At 45.2% G+C, this 18,273-nt stretch carries 12 protein-coding genes; 7 read left to right on the top strand and 5 right to left on the bottom strand.

Annotated elements, in window-relative coordinates; translation table 11 throughout:
• Window positions 1-166 precede the first annotated feature (166 nt).
• A complete protein-coding gene (locus tag L1S32_RS00885; protein WP_278155502.1) occupies window positions 167-1,423 on the top strand; it encodes a hypothetical protein in 1,257 nt (418 codons plus the stop codon).
• A 1,747-nt stretch (window positions 1,424-3,170) separates the two neighbouring features.
• Here L1S32_RS00885 and xerA read toward each other — a convergent pair.
• Window positions 3,171-4,088 carry a site-specific tyrosine recombinase/integron integrase gene (xerA, locus tag L1S32_RS00880; protein WP_278155501.1) on the bottom strand — a complete coding sequence of 306 codons (918 nt, stop codon included), beginning with the start codon at window positions 4,086-4,088 and terminating at the stop codon, window positions 3,171-3,173.
• A 1,050-nt stretch (window positions 4,089-5,138) separates the two neighbouring features.
• Complete coding sequence (locus L1S32_RS00875; protein ID WP_278155500.1) at window positions 5,139-5,336, bottom strand: hypothetical protein; 198 nt, start codon at window positions 5,334-5,336, stop codon at window positions 5,139-5,141.
• A gap of 1,473 nt (window positions 5,337-6,809) precedes the next feature.
• Between L1S32_RS00875 and L1S32_RS00870 the strand changes: the two genes are divergently transcribed.
• The 3 genes from L1S32_RS00870 to glmM are packed head-to-tail and all read left to right on the top strand — an operon-like array spanning window position 6,810 to window position 9,869.
• Entirely contained in the window at window positions 6,810-7,745 is a 936-nt protein-coding gene (locus L1S32_RS00870; protein ID WP_278155499.1) for a DUF5806 family protein, read from the top strand.
• The gene (gene mobB, locus L1S32_RS00865) at window positions 7,742-8,533 is read left to right on the top strand and encodes a molybdopterin-guanine dinucleotide biosynthesis protein B (RefSeq protein WP_278155498.1); all 792 of its coding nucleotides are present in this window, start codon (window positions 7,742-7,744) and stop codon (window positions 8,531-8,533) included. Before L1S32_RS00870 ends, mobB begins: the two co-directional genes overlap by 4 nt.
• Window positions 8,520-9,869 (top strand): phosphoglucosamine mutase, encoded by a 1,350-nt coding sequence (gene glmM, locus L1S32_RS00860; protein WP_278155497.1) that lies wholly within the window; start codon window positions 8,520-8,522, stop codon window positions 9,867-9,869. The genes mobB and glmM overlap by 14 nt, the downstream gene beginning before the upstream one ends.
• A 35-nt stretch (window positions 9,870-9,904) precedes the next feature.
• Here the strand turns inward: glmM and L1S32_RS00855 are convergent, their stop codons facing one another.
• Window positions 9,905-10,504, bottom strand: a complete 600-nt coding sequence (locus L1S32_RS00855; RefSeq protein WP_278155496.1) for a phosphoribosylanthranilate isomerase — start codon at window positions 10,502-10,504, stop codon at window positions 9,905-9,907.
• Between the two features lie 469 nt (window positions 10,505-10,973).
• On the opposite strand from L1S32_RS00855, the gene npdG reads away from it, so the two are divergent.
• Complete coding sequence (gene npdG / locus L1S32_RS00850; protein WP_278155495.1) at window positions 10,974-11,624, top strand: NADPH-dependent F420 reductase; 651 nt, start codon at window positions 10,974-10,976, stop codon at window positions 11,622-11,624.
• A gap of 300 nt (window positions 11,625-11,924) precedes the next feature.
• Window positions 11,925-13,517, top strand: a complete 1,593-nt coding sequence (locus tag L1S32_RS00845) for an FMN-binding glutamate synthase family protein (protein WP_278155494.1) — start codon at window positions 11,925-11,927, stop codon at window positions 13,515-13,517.
• A 432-nt stretch (window positions 13,518-13,949) separates the two neighbouring features.
• Here L1S32_RS00845 and L1S32_RS00840 read toward each other — a convergent pair whose 3' ends face one another.
• Entirely contained in the window at window positions 13,950-14,372 is a 423-nt protein-coding gene (locus L1S32_RS00840) for a universal stress protein (protein ID WP_278155493.1), read from the bottom strand.
• A gap of 591 nt (window positions 14,373-14,963) precedes the next feature.
• On the opposite strand from L1S32_RS00840, the gene L1S32_RS00835 reads away from it, so the two are divergent.
• Entirely contained in the window at window positions 14,964-16,400 is a 1,437-nt protein-coding gene (locus tag L1S32_RS00835; protein WP_278155492.1) for a SulP family inorganic anion transporter, read from the top strand.
• 145 nt (window positions 16,401-16,545) lie between these two features.
• Here L1S32_RS00835 and L1S32_RS00830 read toward each other — a convergent pair whose 3' ends face one another.
• Window positions 16,546-17,727, bottom strand: coding sequence for an ammonium transporter (locus tag L1S32_RS00830; RefSeq protein WP_278157102.1), 1,182 nt, complete (start codon window positions 17,725-17,727; stop codon window positions 16,546-16,548).
• Between the last annotated feature and the right edge of the window lie 546 nt (window positions 17,728-18,273).

Raw genomic sequence — 18,273 nt, 5'->3', positions numbered from 1 at the left:
AAATAGATTATTAAACCAATATATGTCGATTTTCGCGCAATTCATTTAAGATTTGTGATGAAATCAGGACCATAATAGAGTATTGGATAGGGGATTATTTGGACCTGAAAATACGCATGACAGCAATTTCATATCATATTACTGAAAATATTAATCAGGTAATCGCATGGCTCAAAAAAAATACATAACACTTCTGTGCATCCTCATCATTGCATTTCTTGCATCAGGAGTACAGGCACTTTCGATAACCGCAGGACCTGACCATATTGAAGAAGGGGGACAAATAACCGTAACAATTCAGGGACTTGAGGACGGCAGCTCCTTTTCCATGCACATCGGCGCAGATATTGTACCTGAAGAAAATCAGGAGTTTGCATTTTCGTCCAATAACCTGAATATGCCATTTACGCTTTCCGATACAACTGTAATAGTACAGGCGGAACCAATCATATGGACCAATTTCAGGTACCAGCAGGACTCGGACAGCCCGATTAAAAGTCTTGGATTCGGGAGTGATGACCACCCAGTCAGAGATGGCGTTATAAATGATGAGGAAAGTTTCGGATTGATTAACGGGGGATCTGAGATAGCAATGCTTGAGATCACCGGAAAAGCCCTGCCGGAAGCCAGCCTGGTTTCAATTTCTCTTGAACTGAACGGAGTGAAATCAGGAGTTGACGACTCATCAATATCATATACCATTAACAATATGGACCAGGGGACGGCCACCATCATCGTATCTGTTGACGGAACGGAAGCATTACATAAAAAAATAGAGGTGGGCGAAGCAATCCCGACAACAGTTCCAACAGCAGTCCCGACACAGTCCTCATCGGGCGGTGATGATGTTGAATATTCAGCAAACCCCACAGCAACACCAGATACAGCAGCCCAGGACACAGAAATAACAGCATCATCAATCGATGGGTATGCAGCACTAAATGCCCTGACAGAAACCATGTCAGGAGCAGAAGCCGAGGACATTGTAATTATGAAAAATTCCCATCCTAAAGACATACCGGATGAATGGGAGCTTGTCTACGGAGCATATGTGCTTTCACCGGCATCACTCCGTTTCAGTGAGCCGGCAGACTTTTCAATCACAGGTGATGAAGGACTCGAGACGAATGCACGGTTTATTGCTGAATACAAAAATGGAGAATGGACTATCCTCCCAACTGAACTGAAAGGCAATACCCTTGTTGCAAAGATATCAGAATCCGGGACATATGCACTCATGACCTTTGAGAATACGGAATCTGTTCCGGAAACGACTGCACCCTTGCAAACACCCGTTGATACAGATGGATCTGCATCTCCGGAACCCTCCATCCCCACACCCACAGCCTCAGGACTTCCCTTATATGCCGGCATATTCACCGCTCTTGGAGCACTGTTCGTTGTGCAGAGACTGGTTAAGTAATAAATGAATAACCCTTATTTTATCCCGTTTCACGTTTCAGATAGCTGAGCAGATCTTTTTTGTCTCACCGTATCCCTACCAGATAGAACAGGAGAGGAGTGCCACACCTCCAATAACCAATCTCTGACATGTGCCCAAATGCAGGACAAAACCACCAATATATAATAAAATAGAGAATCAGATCACTCGAATACCCACTCATCCAACTTCCACCCACATATATGAAAAAAAGACGGCCTGATTTCAGGTACAGCCCCCTCCACACGGGATCCGAGTGGCAAATCCCTTACGCGATGGTATTTGATAATCCGGAAGAAACAATAATAACCTCATACGCACCACAGCAGCCCCTTTATTACTAAAGGCAGATATTCCAGATTCTGCACCACCATACACCCGAAATAATACACCCGAAATAATGACCGTGATACTGGCATACGGAGGATGATTTGTCATAAAATGCAGAATGAGTCAGCTTCCAGCAGATACCAGCACCAGATTCTTCATTTGATTGAGCACCATTTTCAGGAGTATTCAGTATTTTTTAAGGGCTGCTTTCCTTGAGAGCTGCAGTATTTCAAGAAAACACTTTTTGCCCAAAGATTCCCCACATATCCACTGCTGGTAAACGAAATCCGACGTTTTATGATTCACCGACCCATGCATACCAGTGAATACCAAATGGAAAGAAAAAAGGACAGATTCACTGCCTGTCCATGCAAACAGCAGGATCGGCCGCCATCAGCCTTCCGAGATTCATTCTGCATTGATTCAGATAAGAACTGACCCCGACCGATCATATCAAATGCGCACCGTTTGCGATCGAGGGCAGGGGAAAATGCCAATTATCACCCTGAAGCAGATTAGAGAGAACAGGTACAGCTGAAATCCGCCTCCTGCCCCCTATTGTTATACCACCGGAGAATCGCCTTCAGCACTGCAAGGCCCCATTCGGTCCACATTCGTTCTATTAATAGCAGACATATGCTGGATACAGTTCAGGCATCAGCACATTCATGCCAGATGCCCCCATTAATTGTCAAACCAAAAACAGGCCCATTTGGAATCTTGAATTGCTGAATCGTCATAGGTCTTTAACACCTGCGTACCCGAAAACCCCAAACCCACTTTGTTATTGTCATCGACCCCCCGATACCCTCACGAAAACGGTCCATCAAACCAGAAATAAAATTGATTCGGAATGGTTCTTTTTGCTTATTCTGATATTCCCCCATCGTTGGAATTTTTTTGTATTTCTTTTCACTCACATATTCAGAATATCTGTTGATCTGGCGGCACCTCGAAAAAGCCACACTTTTTCGAGGTGCCTATGAACACCCCTCATCAGAGAGATAGTTTCACCCTTTTTTCAGCAAACCGACCAACCATTGGTGATCGAATGGCATGCCCAAATCATATAGCAACATACAGTTTATTGTTGAATAACAGTGGGCAGCAGATAGAACAACGATATGAAAAAAGGGCAGAGAAACAGACCATTAGGAGAATTATATAGCAAATAACCTCCGAACTCGCAACCTTGCACAGGAATAACACAATAACAGCACACAAACCCCACATGACCCATCACACAGTGCACAAGGATTCACAAAGAGAGGGACACCCCCCGCCCCCATCAAAAACGGAAGAAATGAATCATTCGAAGATATTGACAGGACCCAGGATTCATGAAAAAATTCTCAGACTCACCGTAAGAGCACGCATAAAAAAGCGATGAATAAAATATCTAATCCTGCCGTGAAAGGGGGAAGAACTGCTGGTAAACATCCCTCCTTTCATCAACATCAGTGTGCAGATAGATTTCAGTTGTCTGAATTGAGGAATGCCCGAGGTTCTCCTGTACAACCCGGAGATTTTTCGATCTTCTGTACAATTCAGATGCATATGAGTGACGGATCTTATGGGGCGTAATGCCCTTAGGAGCCCATTTATTGAATATGTACTGGACAGTACGGGGAGAGATTGCATGCCCCATCTGCCCTACAAACAAGGGCCCGTCAATCCTCCCCGCACTAAATTTCCGTATCTCTTCAAGTGTCTCGTCATCAACAAAAACAATCCGTATTTTCCCACCTTTACCTAAAACACGTATGGTATAATCGTCAAAATCGATATCAGAGAGCGTTATACCACAGAGTTCAGACACACGAACTCCGGTAGCATATATCAGCCGAATAATCAGCCTGTCGCGGGCATCACCATCAGGAATTGACTGTAAGAGAAGCATCACCTGATTATGTTTGAGATATTTGAGCTCCGCCTCCTTGATCCTGGGCCGGCCCACTGCCGGAAGGGGATTAGATCCGATAACGCCCTGAGCATACAGATACCGATAAAATGACGAAAGTGATGACAGGATCCGATGCAGAGTTTTAGCTTTATAATCACGCAATGACGTTAAAAAAGCCAGATAATCATCTATTGCAATCGGAGTCGTATTCACCGTAGTATCAAGGCGCCCATGAGCCAGATCATGCCAGTATACCACAAGTTTTTCCATACCCTTGTTACGGCAGATCCAGAGATAATATCCAAATTTTCGGATCACCTGCCCATAACTTGCTATCGTACCAGGCGAATAATTCCTCATTCTGAGGTGATGAAGGAACCGTGGAAGCCACTCTGAAAAAAAATCTGCCTGCATAGCTATTTCTTTGATTTAAGCATTTATATGCTTTTTGCGTAGAATAGTCATTTCGCGCAAAAATCAGAAACCCCAGAGCGAGAGGGAAGAATCGGACACCAGGATATCCAAAGAGATAATGCAGGAGAATCAGAGCCAGGATTACCGAAGAGAACAACACAGAGTACATAAAAAATATCACAAGAGAAGGAGAACAACAACAAAAATACGGAACAAATAGTAACAAATAGTAACAGAACCCCGCAACCACAATTTGCGGTCGAAATTAACAATTCAGGCGATTACTGAGCCCGGTTTAAAAGATATCACAAAACATGCAGGTACGGAAAAAACAGTCACACCCCTATCAAAAAGATTACCAGAAATCAATCTGCTAAAAATACGCCCAATTCTTCAATTCCAATGATAATCAGCCATTTCTGACATGCAACCGGAAAAAACGGATCACCCACCACAAGTACGACGATGATGTAACAAATAGTTACGAGAAGAATTCTTCAGAAAATTTGCCCAATTTAAACAATTCAGACCAAAAAAGAGGATTTCAGCCAGGCTGAACCCAAAAACCAGACACAAAAAACACCACTTGATCTGACGCATTTGTCTGGCGGCCAGAAGATTAAAGCAAATACTAAGAACGATTTAGACCCACGTTACATAAGGTAACACACAATTCTAAGAGTAATTGGAACCTTTTCGCTCATTTACGCCAGAATTACACATATGCACCCCACCCATTGATTTGCTGTTTTACCAAAATTACAGGTATCAAAAGAGCCTTTTTTCACCGGACAAATGAAAAAAAAACTGACTCAAAAATGGAAACAATTCAGTAATACTATTTTTGATATCTCTGAGATGAACAAACAAATTAACCCAACAATATATCCAACAAACAGTATCCACCCCATTAAAGGGCAGGAAACGGCCACATAAAGACCCCTCTGCTGCCATTTCACCCTTGCAGATGAACCACACTACCTCTTCAGAAAAGATAATCCTGAGACTGCATTTGTATTCTACTCCACATTTCACCCACATCCGGCAGAATCACCACACCACCCCCACCCCCAACCACTCTTTTTGCACCGCATTGAAAAAACCAGAAGCCGAAGAAACACCAGAAGTAAATAACCCCAATAAACCACCTTTGGAAAAAAGAACCAAAAAATACAGATTCAGCAGTGGCATCCGGGTTGCAACCCCCCCTTTGAGATGCATACAGCCCAAGTTTGCCAATTCACCCAATTCCCTCAAATTATGGCGAAATAGAAATTGACAGCCCCAGGCATTCTGAAAATTATTCCAATAAATCGCCCCATTTTGGGCTTAAATTTCAGACAACACCGACATTCAGACAATGAAACTTGCTTTGACTGCCCACAAATTGAATCCAACTTGTCAAATCCAATTCCGATTATTTTTGAGATTTTTCGGCCATGAAGCCCCCCCCGAGGCAAAATAGAGAAAACTGAGACGCAGTTCCCAAAAACTCATCATCCAATATTGAATGTGAATATTAGGCCCGATTTGAGGGTCAAGTCGAATCCCCTTTGTACAAATGTGAATGAAGTATGGAAATTAAGCCAAAATTAGGGCGATTTTAGAGATGGCTCCTCAATAATACAGTAATGGTTACGTCAATCACACAGTAATTTTAGAGGAATTTTGAGCGAAGTGCCGCACCCACCATACCAATACACATCACAAACACCAGGCCCCGCATGGAAAAAGGGCGCCGTTTACCACCCAGGACAAATCAAAATTAAGGATGCCAGCCATTCCTGACACAATTTTCTCCATCCGGATGGTGAAAAATCCACCACATAAGCGCAGAAAATTCCCCAAGCCAATACACGGAAACTCGGACCAATGACATGAACCCCACCCACCTCCTACAAACCCCATCCCGACATCCTGAAATATCACCCATACCAATGCAGCATTTTTGGAAAACAGGCCAGCACCAGCCGGTCAATAAACCCCGACATATCAATTGGAAAGACAATTGGAGGATCTATAGCATCCTGAAAATACGATTTGACCCCCAACGACACTAGAATCCCGACTCATTTCAAACCACCCGACAGAAACCACATCTGCACACAAATTAACCAAAAATCTGACGCAAAATCACAGAATATCAGCAAATCGTCAGAATAATTTGAACAATTTACATGCCACCACAACGGCAATAAACCATATGATGCTATATGGATGCGATGCCCAATTTTAATTCATTTGCCAAAATACCCCACATACAGATATGCAGGAATACAATAGCAATCACAGAATTGCACCCGCTGCAAACACCAAAACAAAGAAAAATTGGCACCCCCCACACCCCCCCTCAGAACCCACAGACAGGCAGATCGGCATTCAATCGGAAAATGAAAGGCAGGACATTCTGTAATCCATGTAATTCAGGAAACCAACGAAACACCCTTACATAACCCCATCCCAGGGAACACCCCCCTCAAAACAGCCAAGACGCACATGATGCCACACACCCAACTTAGCTGAAAAGGACCACCACCCCCGGCATTCAATCAGAATATGATCCAAACGCAAGAATGAGCAATTTGAAAGATATTTTAAGGAGCTGGCAAGGCCATGCAGGACCGCAGTCCACACCGGTAGAACCATATGATGCTATATATCTCACTGAAAATTCCGAACTATCCCATAAGGTTGATGAATGGAACAACCCCATATTAATTGATGGTTGTTGAAGGGAATCTCCCGCAAGACGAAAACGGGCATAACGACTCTTCTGAGCCAACAGAAGAAATGCTTCGGGAAGAACAGAACGAACCAGCCGCATTAACCGACACCCCCACAGCCGGTTTTACAGAAGAAACAGACGAAAAGGACACAGAACGTGAAATTGCAGGTAAGGACAGGGAAAAAATACCAAATAACAACCCTACCAAAGCCACACCTCCGGTTTCTGAAATCGTGGGTGAAACCGGCATATCACCGTCAGAGAAATCGTATGCACAAGTACAGGAGGAAGTACAGGCCATCCTCGGATTCAATCCTGATCTGCCAGTCCTGATGCCGGGACGAACATCACTTACCCCTGAAGATAAAGAGCGGATCAACAAATACCGCAAGTTTCAGAAGGTCGATGGCGCCGCATACCGGCGGGTAAACCAGTTTCTCCGGAAACATACCTATGTAACTGCACGGGAATGGGCAATCGCCCGACTCTGCGCCGACTTTACTACACGAGGGGGCGCAGAGATGACATTTATCGGTGAAAACCTCCCGGAACTCGTGCCATTCATGACAGACACCTATTCGCCGCAGGCAGTAAATCAGGCACGTAGTTCATTCAAACGAAAAGTACGAAAGTCAGGAGCAACCTTTTTTTATGGCGCCCTCTGTGGTTTCTTTACCGCAGATGAACTCGACGATATCCTCTTTGAATCCTCCGAAGTTGCCCGATTCCTTCTGGAAGTAGAGGGCACATCGATCGACATTGATGATGAAATCGATATCGAGGACCGCATTACCGAAGTCATGCGAGAGGTTGCAGAAGCGGCATCCATGATCCGGAACCGGGAATCTGTGAAAAATGACGAAGAGGAAGAAGATGAGAATGAAGAAGATGAGGACGAGGACGAAATGTCCATAGACGGAGAAGCCATATGAGAATTATACACGTAGTCGGCAGGTCAAACAGTGGAAAGACCACATTTATTCATTCCCTCATCCCCCTCCTGATGAAACAGGGAAAAACTGCAGTGATTAAAAACCTTCATTCGCACTATTTTGAACAACCCCCCGGAAAAGACACAACAACCCACTACGAACATGGGGCAGACATTGTCATCGGAACAGACCCGGAAAAAGCAATCGCCGCCATACGCAACGGATCACTACATGATATACTGAACCTTCTTTGCGATCAGGGAATAGAATTCACCATCATTGAAGGGCATAAAGAAGAACCATTTCCAAAAGTTGTTATCGGAGATCTGGAAGTTGAAAGATGCGTCCTCAGGACTCCAGAACCGCAAGATGTCCTTACCCATATCGGTGAATTTGCCGAGGTATTTACCCTTCAGGGACTGGTACGGGAGCTGAAACGAGACTGCATGTCAGATGATACCGGATGTGTAGCCGCATTTAACGGAATCGTACGAAGAATCACCGGGACGGATATAACAGAAACACTGGACTTTTCAGAAACCACAACCATCCATACACTCTCCGCAGATATACGCAGAGAGATGGAACAGATTCCCGGTGTGCTGGGTGTACGTTTCCACCACCGGACAGGAATCATTCCTGCAGGAGATGACCTCACCTATATTGCTGTTATCGCCCGTCACCGTCAGGAAGCATTCGCAGCACTAATGCACGGTATCGACAGAATGAAACATGAATTACATGATGCAGGAAAAACACTGGAAGGAGAATACCATGGAAACACCTGAAAAACAACTGTTCGGAACAAACGGAGTACGAGGTATCATCGGGGAACAGATGAACCCTGAACTGGTGATGAAGATAGGAATGGCACTCGGAAGCATGAGAAAGGGACGCATCGGCGTGGGCCGTGATACCCGTACATCCGGGCCTGCACTATCCCGTGCAATGATAGCAGGCCTGCTTGCAACCGGATGCGACGTTGTTGATCTCGGCGTGCTTCCAACCCCTGCGGTCCAGTATCTGGTGCGCGAACACTTTGATGCCGGTGCGGTCATCACTGCGTCCCACAATCCACCGGAATATAACGGCGTGAAAATAATCGAAGGTGACGGTACAGAGATGGACGATAATGAGACCATCTGCCTTGAAGGGCACCTTTTTGGAGAAGACTTCACCCTGTCGGGATGGGAAGCCATGGGGAGCCTCACTTCCTCTCCGGAAATGATATATGAGTATATCAATGCCGTTGCCGGATACTGGAAAGATATCAATGCTGATGGAATGACCGTTGTTGCTGACCCGGGGTCAGGCCCGGCATGTGAGAGCACACCCCGGATTCTCACAAAGATGGGGTGCCGCGTGATCACCATAAACGGCATGATGGACGGGACATTTCCGGGCAGAATGCCGGAGCCAACACCGGAAGGGTTGCAGCCTCTTTCAGAACTCGTACGCGAAACCGGTGCGGCCTTTGGTGTTGCCCATGACGGTGATGCAGACCGTGCAGTCTTTGTCGATGAAACCGGACAATACCTGGAGGAGAATGAACAGTTTGCCCTTGTTGAACGATTCATCTGTTCAGCCACGCCCGGTATTGTCGTAACACCGGTCAGTACATCACTCCTGGCAGAACGCATTGCTGAAGAAACAGGATCCGTTGTCGAGTACACGCGTGTCGGGAGCATATCTGTCGCACGACGGATGCTTGCCCTGGCAGAAGAAGGAAAAACCGTCGTCTTTGGTGGAGAAGGAAACGGAGGGCTCATTCTTCCCGGCCACCAGCACTGCCGTGACGGCGCCATGACTGCCGCGACGATGGTGGCACTGCTGAAATCAAGCGGGAAAACACTCAGTGAACTCCGGGCGACACTGCCGCCCCATGCAATGCTGAAAGATAAAATCTACACTGATTCACCAAAAGAACTCCTTAAAATGGCAGAAAAAACATTTTCAGGAGAGAATCCCGATCTGACGGATGGGGTCAGAGTCAACCGTCAGGGAATGTGGGCACTTCTGCGCCCCTCCGGCACAGAACCCTTTATGCGCCTCTATGTTGAGGCAGAGACAGAAGAGGAAGCCGGGGCATTCAGGGATGAGATAAAAAGAATCATCTCACCCTGAATTTTCGGCTCTGAATGTTCAATTCTGACTTCTCATTAACATTTTTCCCCGAATACTTCGGCCTCTCTTACCGCACGGATAAATGTACGAATTTTGGCATGGTCTTTAACCCCGGCAGACCGTTCGACCCCCGTCGCCACATCCACACCATCCGGATGGATAGCCCTCACTGCCGTACCAACGTTTTCAGGAGTCAGGCCTCCCGCCAGATAGACCGGAACCGTTGCCGTTTGTCGCACTGAGCAGGAATATTCAAAATCATACTGTTTTCCTTTCCCCATACTCGCATCGACAATCACTGCATCGCAATCGTCCGGTACAACCATCCCGGGCGAGACGACCCGGACAACATGAATCGAAGAGGGAACCATCGTACGGGGAAAAGGGTGGCTCATCTGGATCTCATCGGGCCGGAGCGCACATACAGCCCTGAGTTCATCCGGGTCAGTTGTGTGGGTGACAATGGCACAGATTGCATCAGAACCTACGGCTGAAAATATCTCTTTCACCCTGTAATCAGGCAGATTGCGCCTTGATTCAGCGGAATGGGAAATCACACCAATAGCATCTGCACCGGCGGCAACTGCAGCCATTGCATCTTCTTTTGTGGTGATACCACAGATTTTTATCCGCATACTTTTGACCTCTCCCAGTAATTCCCATCTGCAGGTGCATAATCATTCCCCGGATCTCCTGATCGATGTATATCCCGTTTTGAGGCATGCAGGTATTACACTCAGGAAACGGAGTTTTGAAAGATATCTGATTACCGTGAGACACTCCCTCAGGCAGTAAAAAAGGTAATAGAACATAAATTCCATTCACATCCGGCAAAAGACTTCGGGCAGCATTTTTCCATTCATTCCAGTATTTCATCATTCCGGACAGAAAGGTGGAAAATAGACATTCAATGGGGCAATGAAAAACAACATATATAGAAATGACCCCATTGGAACATGAACAGCCGCAGAATCTTCGGTTTTCTCCATGGTGCTGCTATGCAATACAGAGAAAGCCCCGCTATTTAGCTGGCTAGCTGAGCCCCATTTTCATAAAAGATACCCTTTTATCATATTATCGCTGACATCCTCATCAGGAATAATTATGAAAATCGGCATCATTGGAGGCACAGGTGATATCGGGGAAGGTCTGGCCCACCGCCTCTCACAAAACCACCAGATCATCATAGGATCACGTGACAAAGACAAAGCGTGTGAGAGCAGTGAATGCATGGTCCAATGCCTTTCAGAGAGAGGCTGTTCAGCCCACTGTTGCGGGGCAACGAACCAGGAAGCAGTCGATATTGCCGATATTATTGTAATTTCTGTCAATTACCGGCACCTGGAATCGACAATCAGTTCTCTGACCGGATTTGAAAATAAGATTGTAATCACACCGGTAAACCCCATTGGAAAATCGGATCATTTCTATTACAACCCGCCTGCCGAAGGATCAGCTGCCCTTGCTATTAAAAAAATGCTGCCTGAAAGTGCGAAGATAGTTGCTGCATTCAACAACATTTCTGCACAAAAATGGAAAAACCTCGATGAAACACTGGATTATTCAGTTGCAGTCTGTGGGGATGACAAGGATGCAAAAAAAATTGTAATGGGACTTGTAGAAGAAGTCTCTGAACTTACCGCATTTGATGCAGGACCCCTTGAAACATCATCAATCATCGAGAGTATAACCCCCCTCATTCTCAACATTGCAAAATTCAACAATATGAAGGACGTCGGAATCAAATTTTACTGAAAAAAGGTCCCATATTCTCTCTTTTTCCCCTTTTTTAACTATTTACCGGGTTTTATCATACATTCTCCCTATATACGTACTAAGATTCAACCCCGGTACTATAGAATATATAGAAATATTTATATCCGTTAGAAGGAAGATGTCTGTAAGCATTCGTAGAAATACGGATGATAAAGGCATGTCTGGTAAGATGCCACAATTCAGGATTAAAACTCCTGTAATTTTATTTGGTATCCGTATCGCAGGGCATCCGTGAGTTCTACTGATATCCTGTAATACCCGAAAAATTTGGAGGAAATTATGGTAAACCTTAAAACACCCAATTCAAACGATGCTGTCCACACATCCAACCGTTCAAAAAATGTCGTGCCAATGTCAGGCATGTGTTCACGATGTGTTGACGGATGCAAAGGAAACTGTGACATCTGGCTTTCATCGTTCAGAGGCCGTGAAGTACTCTATCCCGGGCCCTTCGGAGAAGTAACTGCAGGTGCAGATAAAAACTACCCGATTGACTACTCACACCTCAACATCCACGGATATGCAGTTGGTGCACGCGGACTTCCCGCGGGCGTAACAGCAGACTCAGATACCGCGGTATTCGAAGATGTAAATACTGAAGTGGAATATGGATGGGATATTAAAGTCCCGATGAGAGTGCCTATCTTTACCGGAGCACTCGGCTCTACAGACATTGCACGTAAAAACTGGGAGCACTTCGCAATCGGTGCTGCAATTTCTGGAATCACCCTTGTCTGTGGTGAGAATGTCTGTGGTGTAGACCCAGACCTTAAGCTTGACCAGAACGGAATGGTGGAAAGCTCACCTGAGATGGACAGAAGGATTGAGACATACAAGAAATTCCACGAAGGGTATGGAGAACTTCTTGTTCAGCTCAACGTTGAAGACACACGCCTTGGTACCGCAGAATACGTATCCAGCAAACACAACCTCGAAACCATTGAACTGAAATGGGGACAGGGTGCAAAGTGCATCGGCGGTGAAATTAAAGTCGGTTCCCTTTCACGTGCAACTGAACTGAAAGAACGTGGATACATCGTCCTTCCGGACCCCACACGCCACGACGTTCAGAAAGCCTTTGAAGACGGTGCAATCAAAGAGTTCGAGCGCCACTCCCGCCTTGGGTTTGTCACCAAAGAAGGATTCCTGGAAGAAGTAGACCGCCTCCGTGACATCGGCTTCAAGCGTGTCACCCTCAAGACCGGGGCCTACTCAATGAAGGAACTTGCAATGGCAATACGCTACTCTGCAGAAGCAAAGATTGACCTCCTTACCATTGACGGCGCACCGGGCGGAACAGGAATGAGCCCATGGCCAATGATGAACGAATGGGGTATCCCGACATTCTATCTCCAGTCCCTTGCATATGACTTTGCAGCACAGCTTGAGAAGAAGGGCTACCGTGTACCTGACCTCGCAATCGCCGGCGGATTTGCTGACGAAGCAAATGCATTCAAGGCGCTCTGCATGGGTGCACCGTACTTCAAGGCAGTCTGCATGGGCCGTGCACTCATGATCCCGGGCATGGTCGGAAAGAACATCGCCAAATGGATTGAGAATGACGAACTGCCAAAGAGCGTTTCAAAATATGGTTCATCAGTTGAAGAGATCTTTGTATCCTACCAGGAGCTTAAAGAGAAGTACGACGGAAGAATCGATGAGATTCCACTCGGAGCAGTCGGTATTTACACCTATGCTCAGCGTTTCAGAACAGGAATGCAGCAGATGATGGCCGGAAGCCGCAACTTCAGCTTCAGTTCAGTCTCAAGAAACGACGTGATGGCACTTACACCGGAAGCAGCAGAAGTATCAGGCATCCCCTACGTCATGGAATCATACCGGGACGAAGCGCTTGATATTCTTCTCGAATAATCCTTTTTTTTCGAAAAATTACTCTGAAAATCCAACCTTATAGTCACACAATCAGGCACACCCACTGCATGTACTTCACCCCAACATAATATGAACAAGATACGTTCAGGTCGGTTGACAGAGGTGATGATAACCCCTGATATAGAGGATGCCACCGCCATACAGCCAGAATCACTCTTTAAATTGCCTGAAAAATGCAGCTGATGAAGATGATCAGTTCACCATCAGGATATGATACATCAGGTTTTGAAGAATTCCGGTGCAGGATACCCTTCATGAGACAACAGATAATTCAAAAATTAATTCGAGTGGATTGCACCCAGGTAATCTGAAATTTCATCACAGATTTTCCCTTCACTATTGCCGGACGATCCAGCGTCCATTATTTGTCTGTACAACAGAGCATTCCAATTTATTTTGGGAAAAAACCCGTCATTTTACAATCATGACAGGGCATTTCGCATGATAAGTTACTTTCTGACTTACACTTCCCAGAAATACGCCTTTTATAGTTCCAAGACCCCTGCTGCCAATGATGATTAGGTCAGTTTTTTCCCTCTCGGCAATTCCAATTATCTCAGTTGAGGGATCACCTATTGCAACCTTTAATGTATATGACAAATCCCCCTGTTCAAAAATCGTAATAATATCATTTATTCTGGATTTCGCATCTTCTATGAGAAGGGAATGTACATCAAAGTTTGCCTGTACCATTCTTGATTGCGAAGGAGGAGTCTGTATGATATATACCAGGATCACATGGGAAGACAGAATCCTTGCAAAACCTGCCGCTTCATCGGCCGCACGTCGTGCATTTTCAGATCCGTCAGTTGCAAGTAGAATATTTTTATACATGGTATTACTCCAATACAATTCCTTTCAGAACGTACATGGGTTTCACCCGACATGAGATGCCAGATAAAGGGCCCACCATTGGGAGAGATTCTTATTTCAATATGTTTGCATCTGGAAACAATCAGGTGCATGCCAATCCACAGATTCGCGATAGATTTTCATTGACCCGATATAAAGAAATAACGATCCGCTATATTGATTCACCAAATATTTCGTGATGTTTCATCAAAATATGAAAAAAACGTTCAATCCATGTGCATTATCAAAGCATTCAGCAAAACACGGTATTTTTGTCAATTGCGGGGATTTCAGATAATCAGGAGATTTGAAAAAAAAGCCCCGGAATGTCGCTAAAAGATATGTTTGATCATCTGTTTTTCGTCACGTAAATATTAACCATCCGGCCAGCAACTGTTAATGGCATAACAGAAAAACCAGAAACGGAGATATTCTTAAAAAAAGATTACGCCAATCATCTGAACCGGGGCAGGCCCTGAGTAAAAAATGATTTCTAATTGGCACATTAATATCCCGCGAAATCCAAAAAAATAAGCAAATATTCAATATTACAATGAAACGGTGAAACATCCCTTGAACGCGCAGACAATACAAGACGAATGGTTCTCAAATATCAGAGGTGACATACTTGCAGGAATTACCGTTGCACTTGCATTGATTCCCGAAGCAATTGCCTTTTCAATCATCGCCGGCGTTGATCCAATGGTCGGCCTGTATGCGTCATTCTGTATTGCAGTTGTAATATCCGTTGCAGGAGGACGGCCAGGCATGATTTCGGCTGCAACGGGCTCAATGGCACTGGTGATGGTTATTCTTGTCCGGGATTTCGGACTCGAATATCTCCTGGCAGCAACCATCCTGACCGGAATTATTCAATTTTGCCTTGGTCTTTTGAAAGTGGGCCGGTTTATTTCATTCATTCCATATTCAGTAGTGCTTGGCTTTGTAAATTCCCTTGCAATTCTGATTTTCCTCGCCCAGATCCCGTTTTTAATTGGCGCCACACTCCCCGTATATGCAATGACTGCAGCAACAATCGCAATTATCCTGTTGCTGCCCCGCTTCACACGGGCAGTGCCCGCACCCCTTATCGCCATCACTCTCATGACTGCAATTGCAATCGGAACAGGGTTGCATGTGCTGACAGTCGGAGATTTAGGTACAATTACCAAGACACTCCCCCTGTTTCATCTTCCAATGGTGCCGATAAGCATTGAAACACTTTTAATCATCCTCCCGTATTCTGCAACGCTGGTTATCGTTGGGCTTCTTGAATCACTCCTGACGGCATCAATCATTGATGAAATGATCGGTACAAAAAGCAATAAAGACCGGGAAGTAAAGGGACAGGGCATTGCAAACTTCATTACCGGTTTTTTCGGAGGTATGGCCGGATGCGCAATGATAGGCCAGTCCGTCATTAATGTAACATCCGGAGGAAGAGGAAGGCTTTCTTCAATGACTGCCGGCCTTTTCCTGATTTTTCTGATTATTGTTCTTGGGGATCTTGTGGCACAGATCCCCATGGCAGCACTTGTAGGCGTTATGATCATGGTTGCAATAGGCACATTTGAATGGCAATCTGTGAAAGACATCGCCAAAATCCCCCGGAGCGATGCATTTGTTATGATTGCAACGATAGCCATTGTTGTCTACACCCATGATCTTGCAAAGGGTGTACTCACCGGTGTTGTGCTTGCCGCACTTGCCATGGCGTGGAAAATGTCCGCTATATCCGTTTCAGGAGTTGCCATGGAAGACGGAGTGAAAATTTATACCGTAAAAGGGCAGCTTTTCTTTGGAACAATGGCCGCATTCATTGATCTTTTTGATTTTTCCGGAGACCCGGGGAGAATTGAGATCGACTTTCAAAATTCCCATATATGGGATCACTCTGCTGTTGAGGCAATTGCCAGAGTTATTGACAAATATCAGCAGGAAAACAAATCAGTTTATGTTACCGGCCTCGATACAGAAAGCCAGAAGACGCTTGATAAGGGATTTTCCTGAAGTCAGGATTTGTTCAAACATGAATTCAGGATATATCCCCTGTTATTCAGAATAATTGCGAATTCAGTTGAATCCCATACATCACAAATCACCATAGCACTCTCATCGAAAAACGGCAAAAAAGGATTCGGATCATTTCAGCAGGTCAGTTTATCGTCTCACCATGCTGTGCAATATCGAGTCCGACATACTCCTCGTCTTTTGTGACCCGGAGGCCAAATGCCATATCGACTGCTTTTGCCAGGATAAACGTCCCAACAAATGCGAATAGCACTGCCGCAAGTGCACCGGCAATCTGAAGTCCAATCTGGGAGCTGCCGCCAGAAAGGAGACCGCTTATTCCGCCGATTGCAGGTACGGCAAATATGCCAAGGGCAATTGTCCCCCATAATCCGCCAACACCATGGATTGCCCATGCATCCAGCGATTCATCCCAGTTGTGTTCAAGTCTAAACAGAAGAGCCCCATAACATAATATCCCGGATATGGTCCCGATACATATTGCAGACATGGGGCCCACAAATCCTGCAGCCGGCGTTATTGCGCCAAGACCTGCAATTGCACCGGAGATCATACCGAGAGAACTTGGTTTTCCATGAATCCAGGATGCAAACATCCAGGATAATGCACCCGCTGCTGCGGATATGTTTGTTACCGCAAATGCATTTATTGCAACTTCATTTACTGCAAGAGCACTTCCCGCATTAAACCCAAACCAGCCGAACCAGAGCAGTGCACCGCCGAGCAGCGTCAGGGGTATGTTATGAGGTTCAATATTGTGCTCTCCAAACCCAAGTCGTGATCCTATGACAAGTGCAAGTGCGAGAGCGCCAAACCCTGCCCCTATGTGAACCACAATTCCGCCTGCAAAATCCAGAACTCCCAAAGAAGATGCCCAGCCGCCGCCCCACACCCAGTGTGCCAGTGGATCATAGATAAATGTCGTCCATAAAAGGCCGAATATGATAAAAGAGCTGAGCCTTACTCTCTCAGCAACAGCGGATGTAATAATTGCAAGAGTTATTGCCGCAAATGACAGCTGAAACATCATGAAAAGCATATCAGGCACAGGCTCACCCGACATGCCAACACCCTGGAGCATGAAATAGTCAGGGCCCCCGATTAACCCCCCAATATCAGGACCGAACGTGAGACTGTAACCAATCACTACCCATTGTACAGATACCAGTGCAATTGAAACAAAAGAAAGCGTCAGCATTGATATCAGATTTTTTTTTCTGACAAGGCCTCCATAGAAAAAACCTACCCCTGGCGTCATCAGGATAACCATTGCAGTGCATATGAGTATGAACGCCGAATTAATCATAATCGTGCCAGTTTCCATAGTATTAAATCATCATCTCCACATTTCAGAGAAGGAAATTAATTTCCATCACTATTAATTATTAACTGAATTCTACAACAGACACCCATATAATCAATAGTATCAGCTGCAAAATCAATAGTGAATTAATCAATATCAATATAGATAGAAAATAACACCATTTTCAATTGTTCACTCATTTCAAATCCATGAATTATGTGTCATGGAAGGTCACCCAGCAGAATGATCGTTTTTCCTGAATCAATTGCAGAAAAGACCGGCAGGACCCATTGAATAAGTATTATTATCTTTCATGCAATGAAGAAGAAATTTTGATTCCTTCTTTAACAATTTTAAAATTCATACCGTTCATGCACGAGAGGGTGACTGTCAGCAGAAAAGATACCATGCACCCCACCGCCGTGCAGGGACTAACAATATGAAATTCACTCCCGATTGGGCATCTAAAAAACCGGCAGATACCAGTCAGACAATTCATCTAATCACCGATAACCCCATCCCATACCGGTAATTTTTACATAGTACAGT

It is taken from the genome of Methanogenium sp. S4BF, from assembly GCF_029633965.1.
Lineage (GTDB): Archaea > Halobacteriota > Methanomicrobia > Methanomicrobiales > Methanomicrobiaceae > Methanogenium.
The sequence above is the reverse complement of the archived record's forward strand: the minus strand, read 5'-3'. Positions and strand labels throughout refer to the sequence as shown.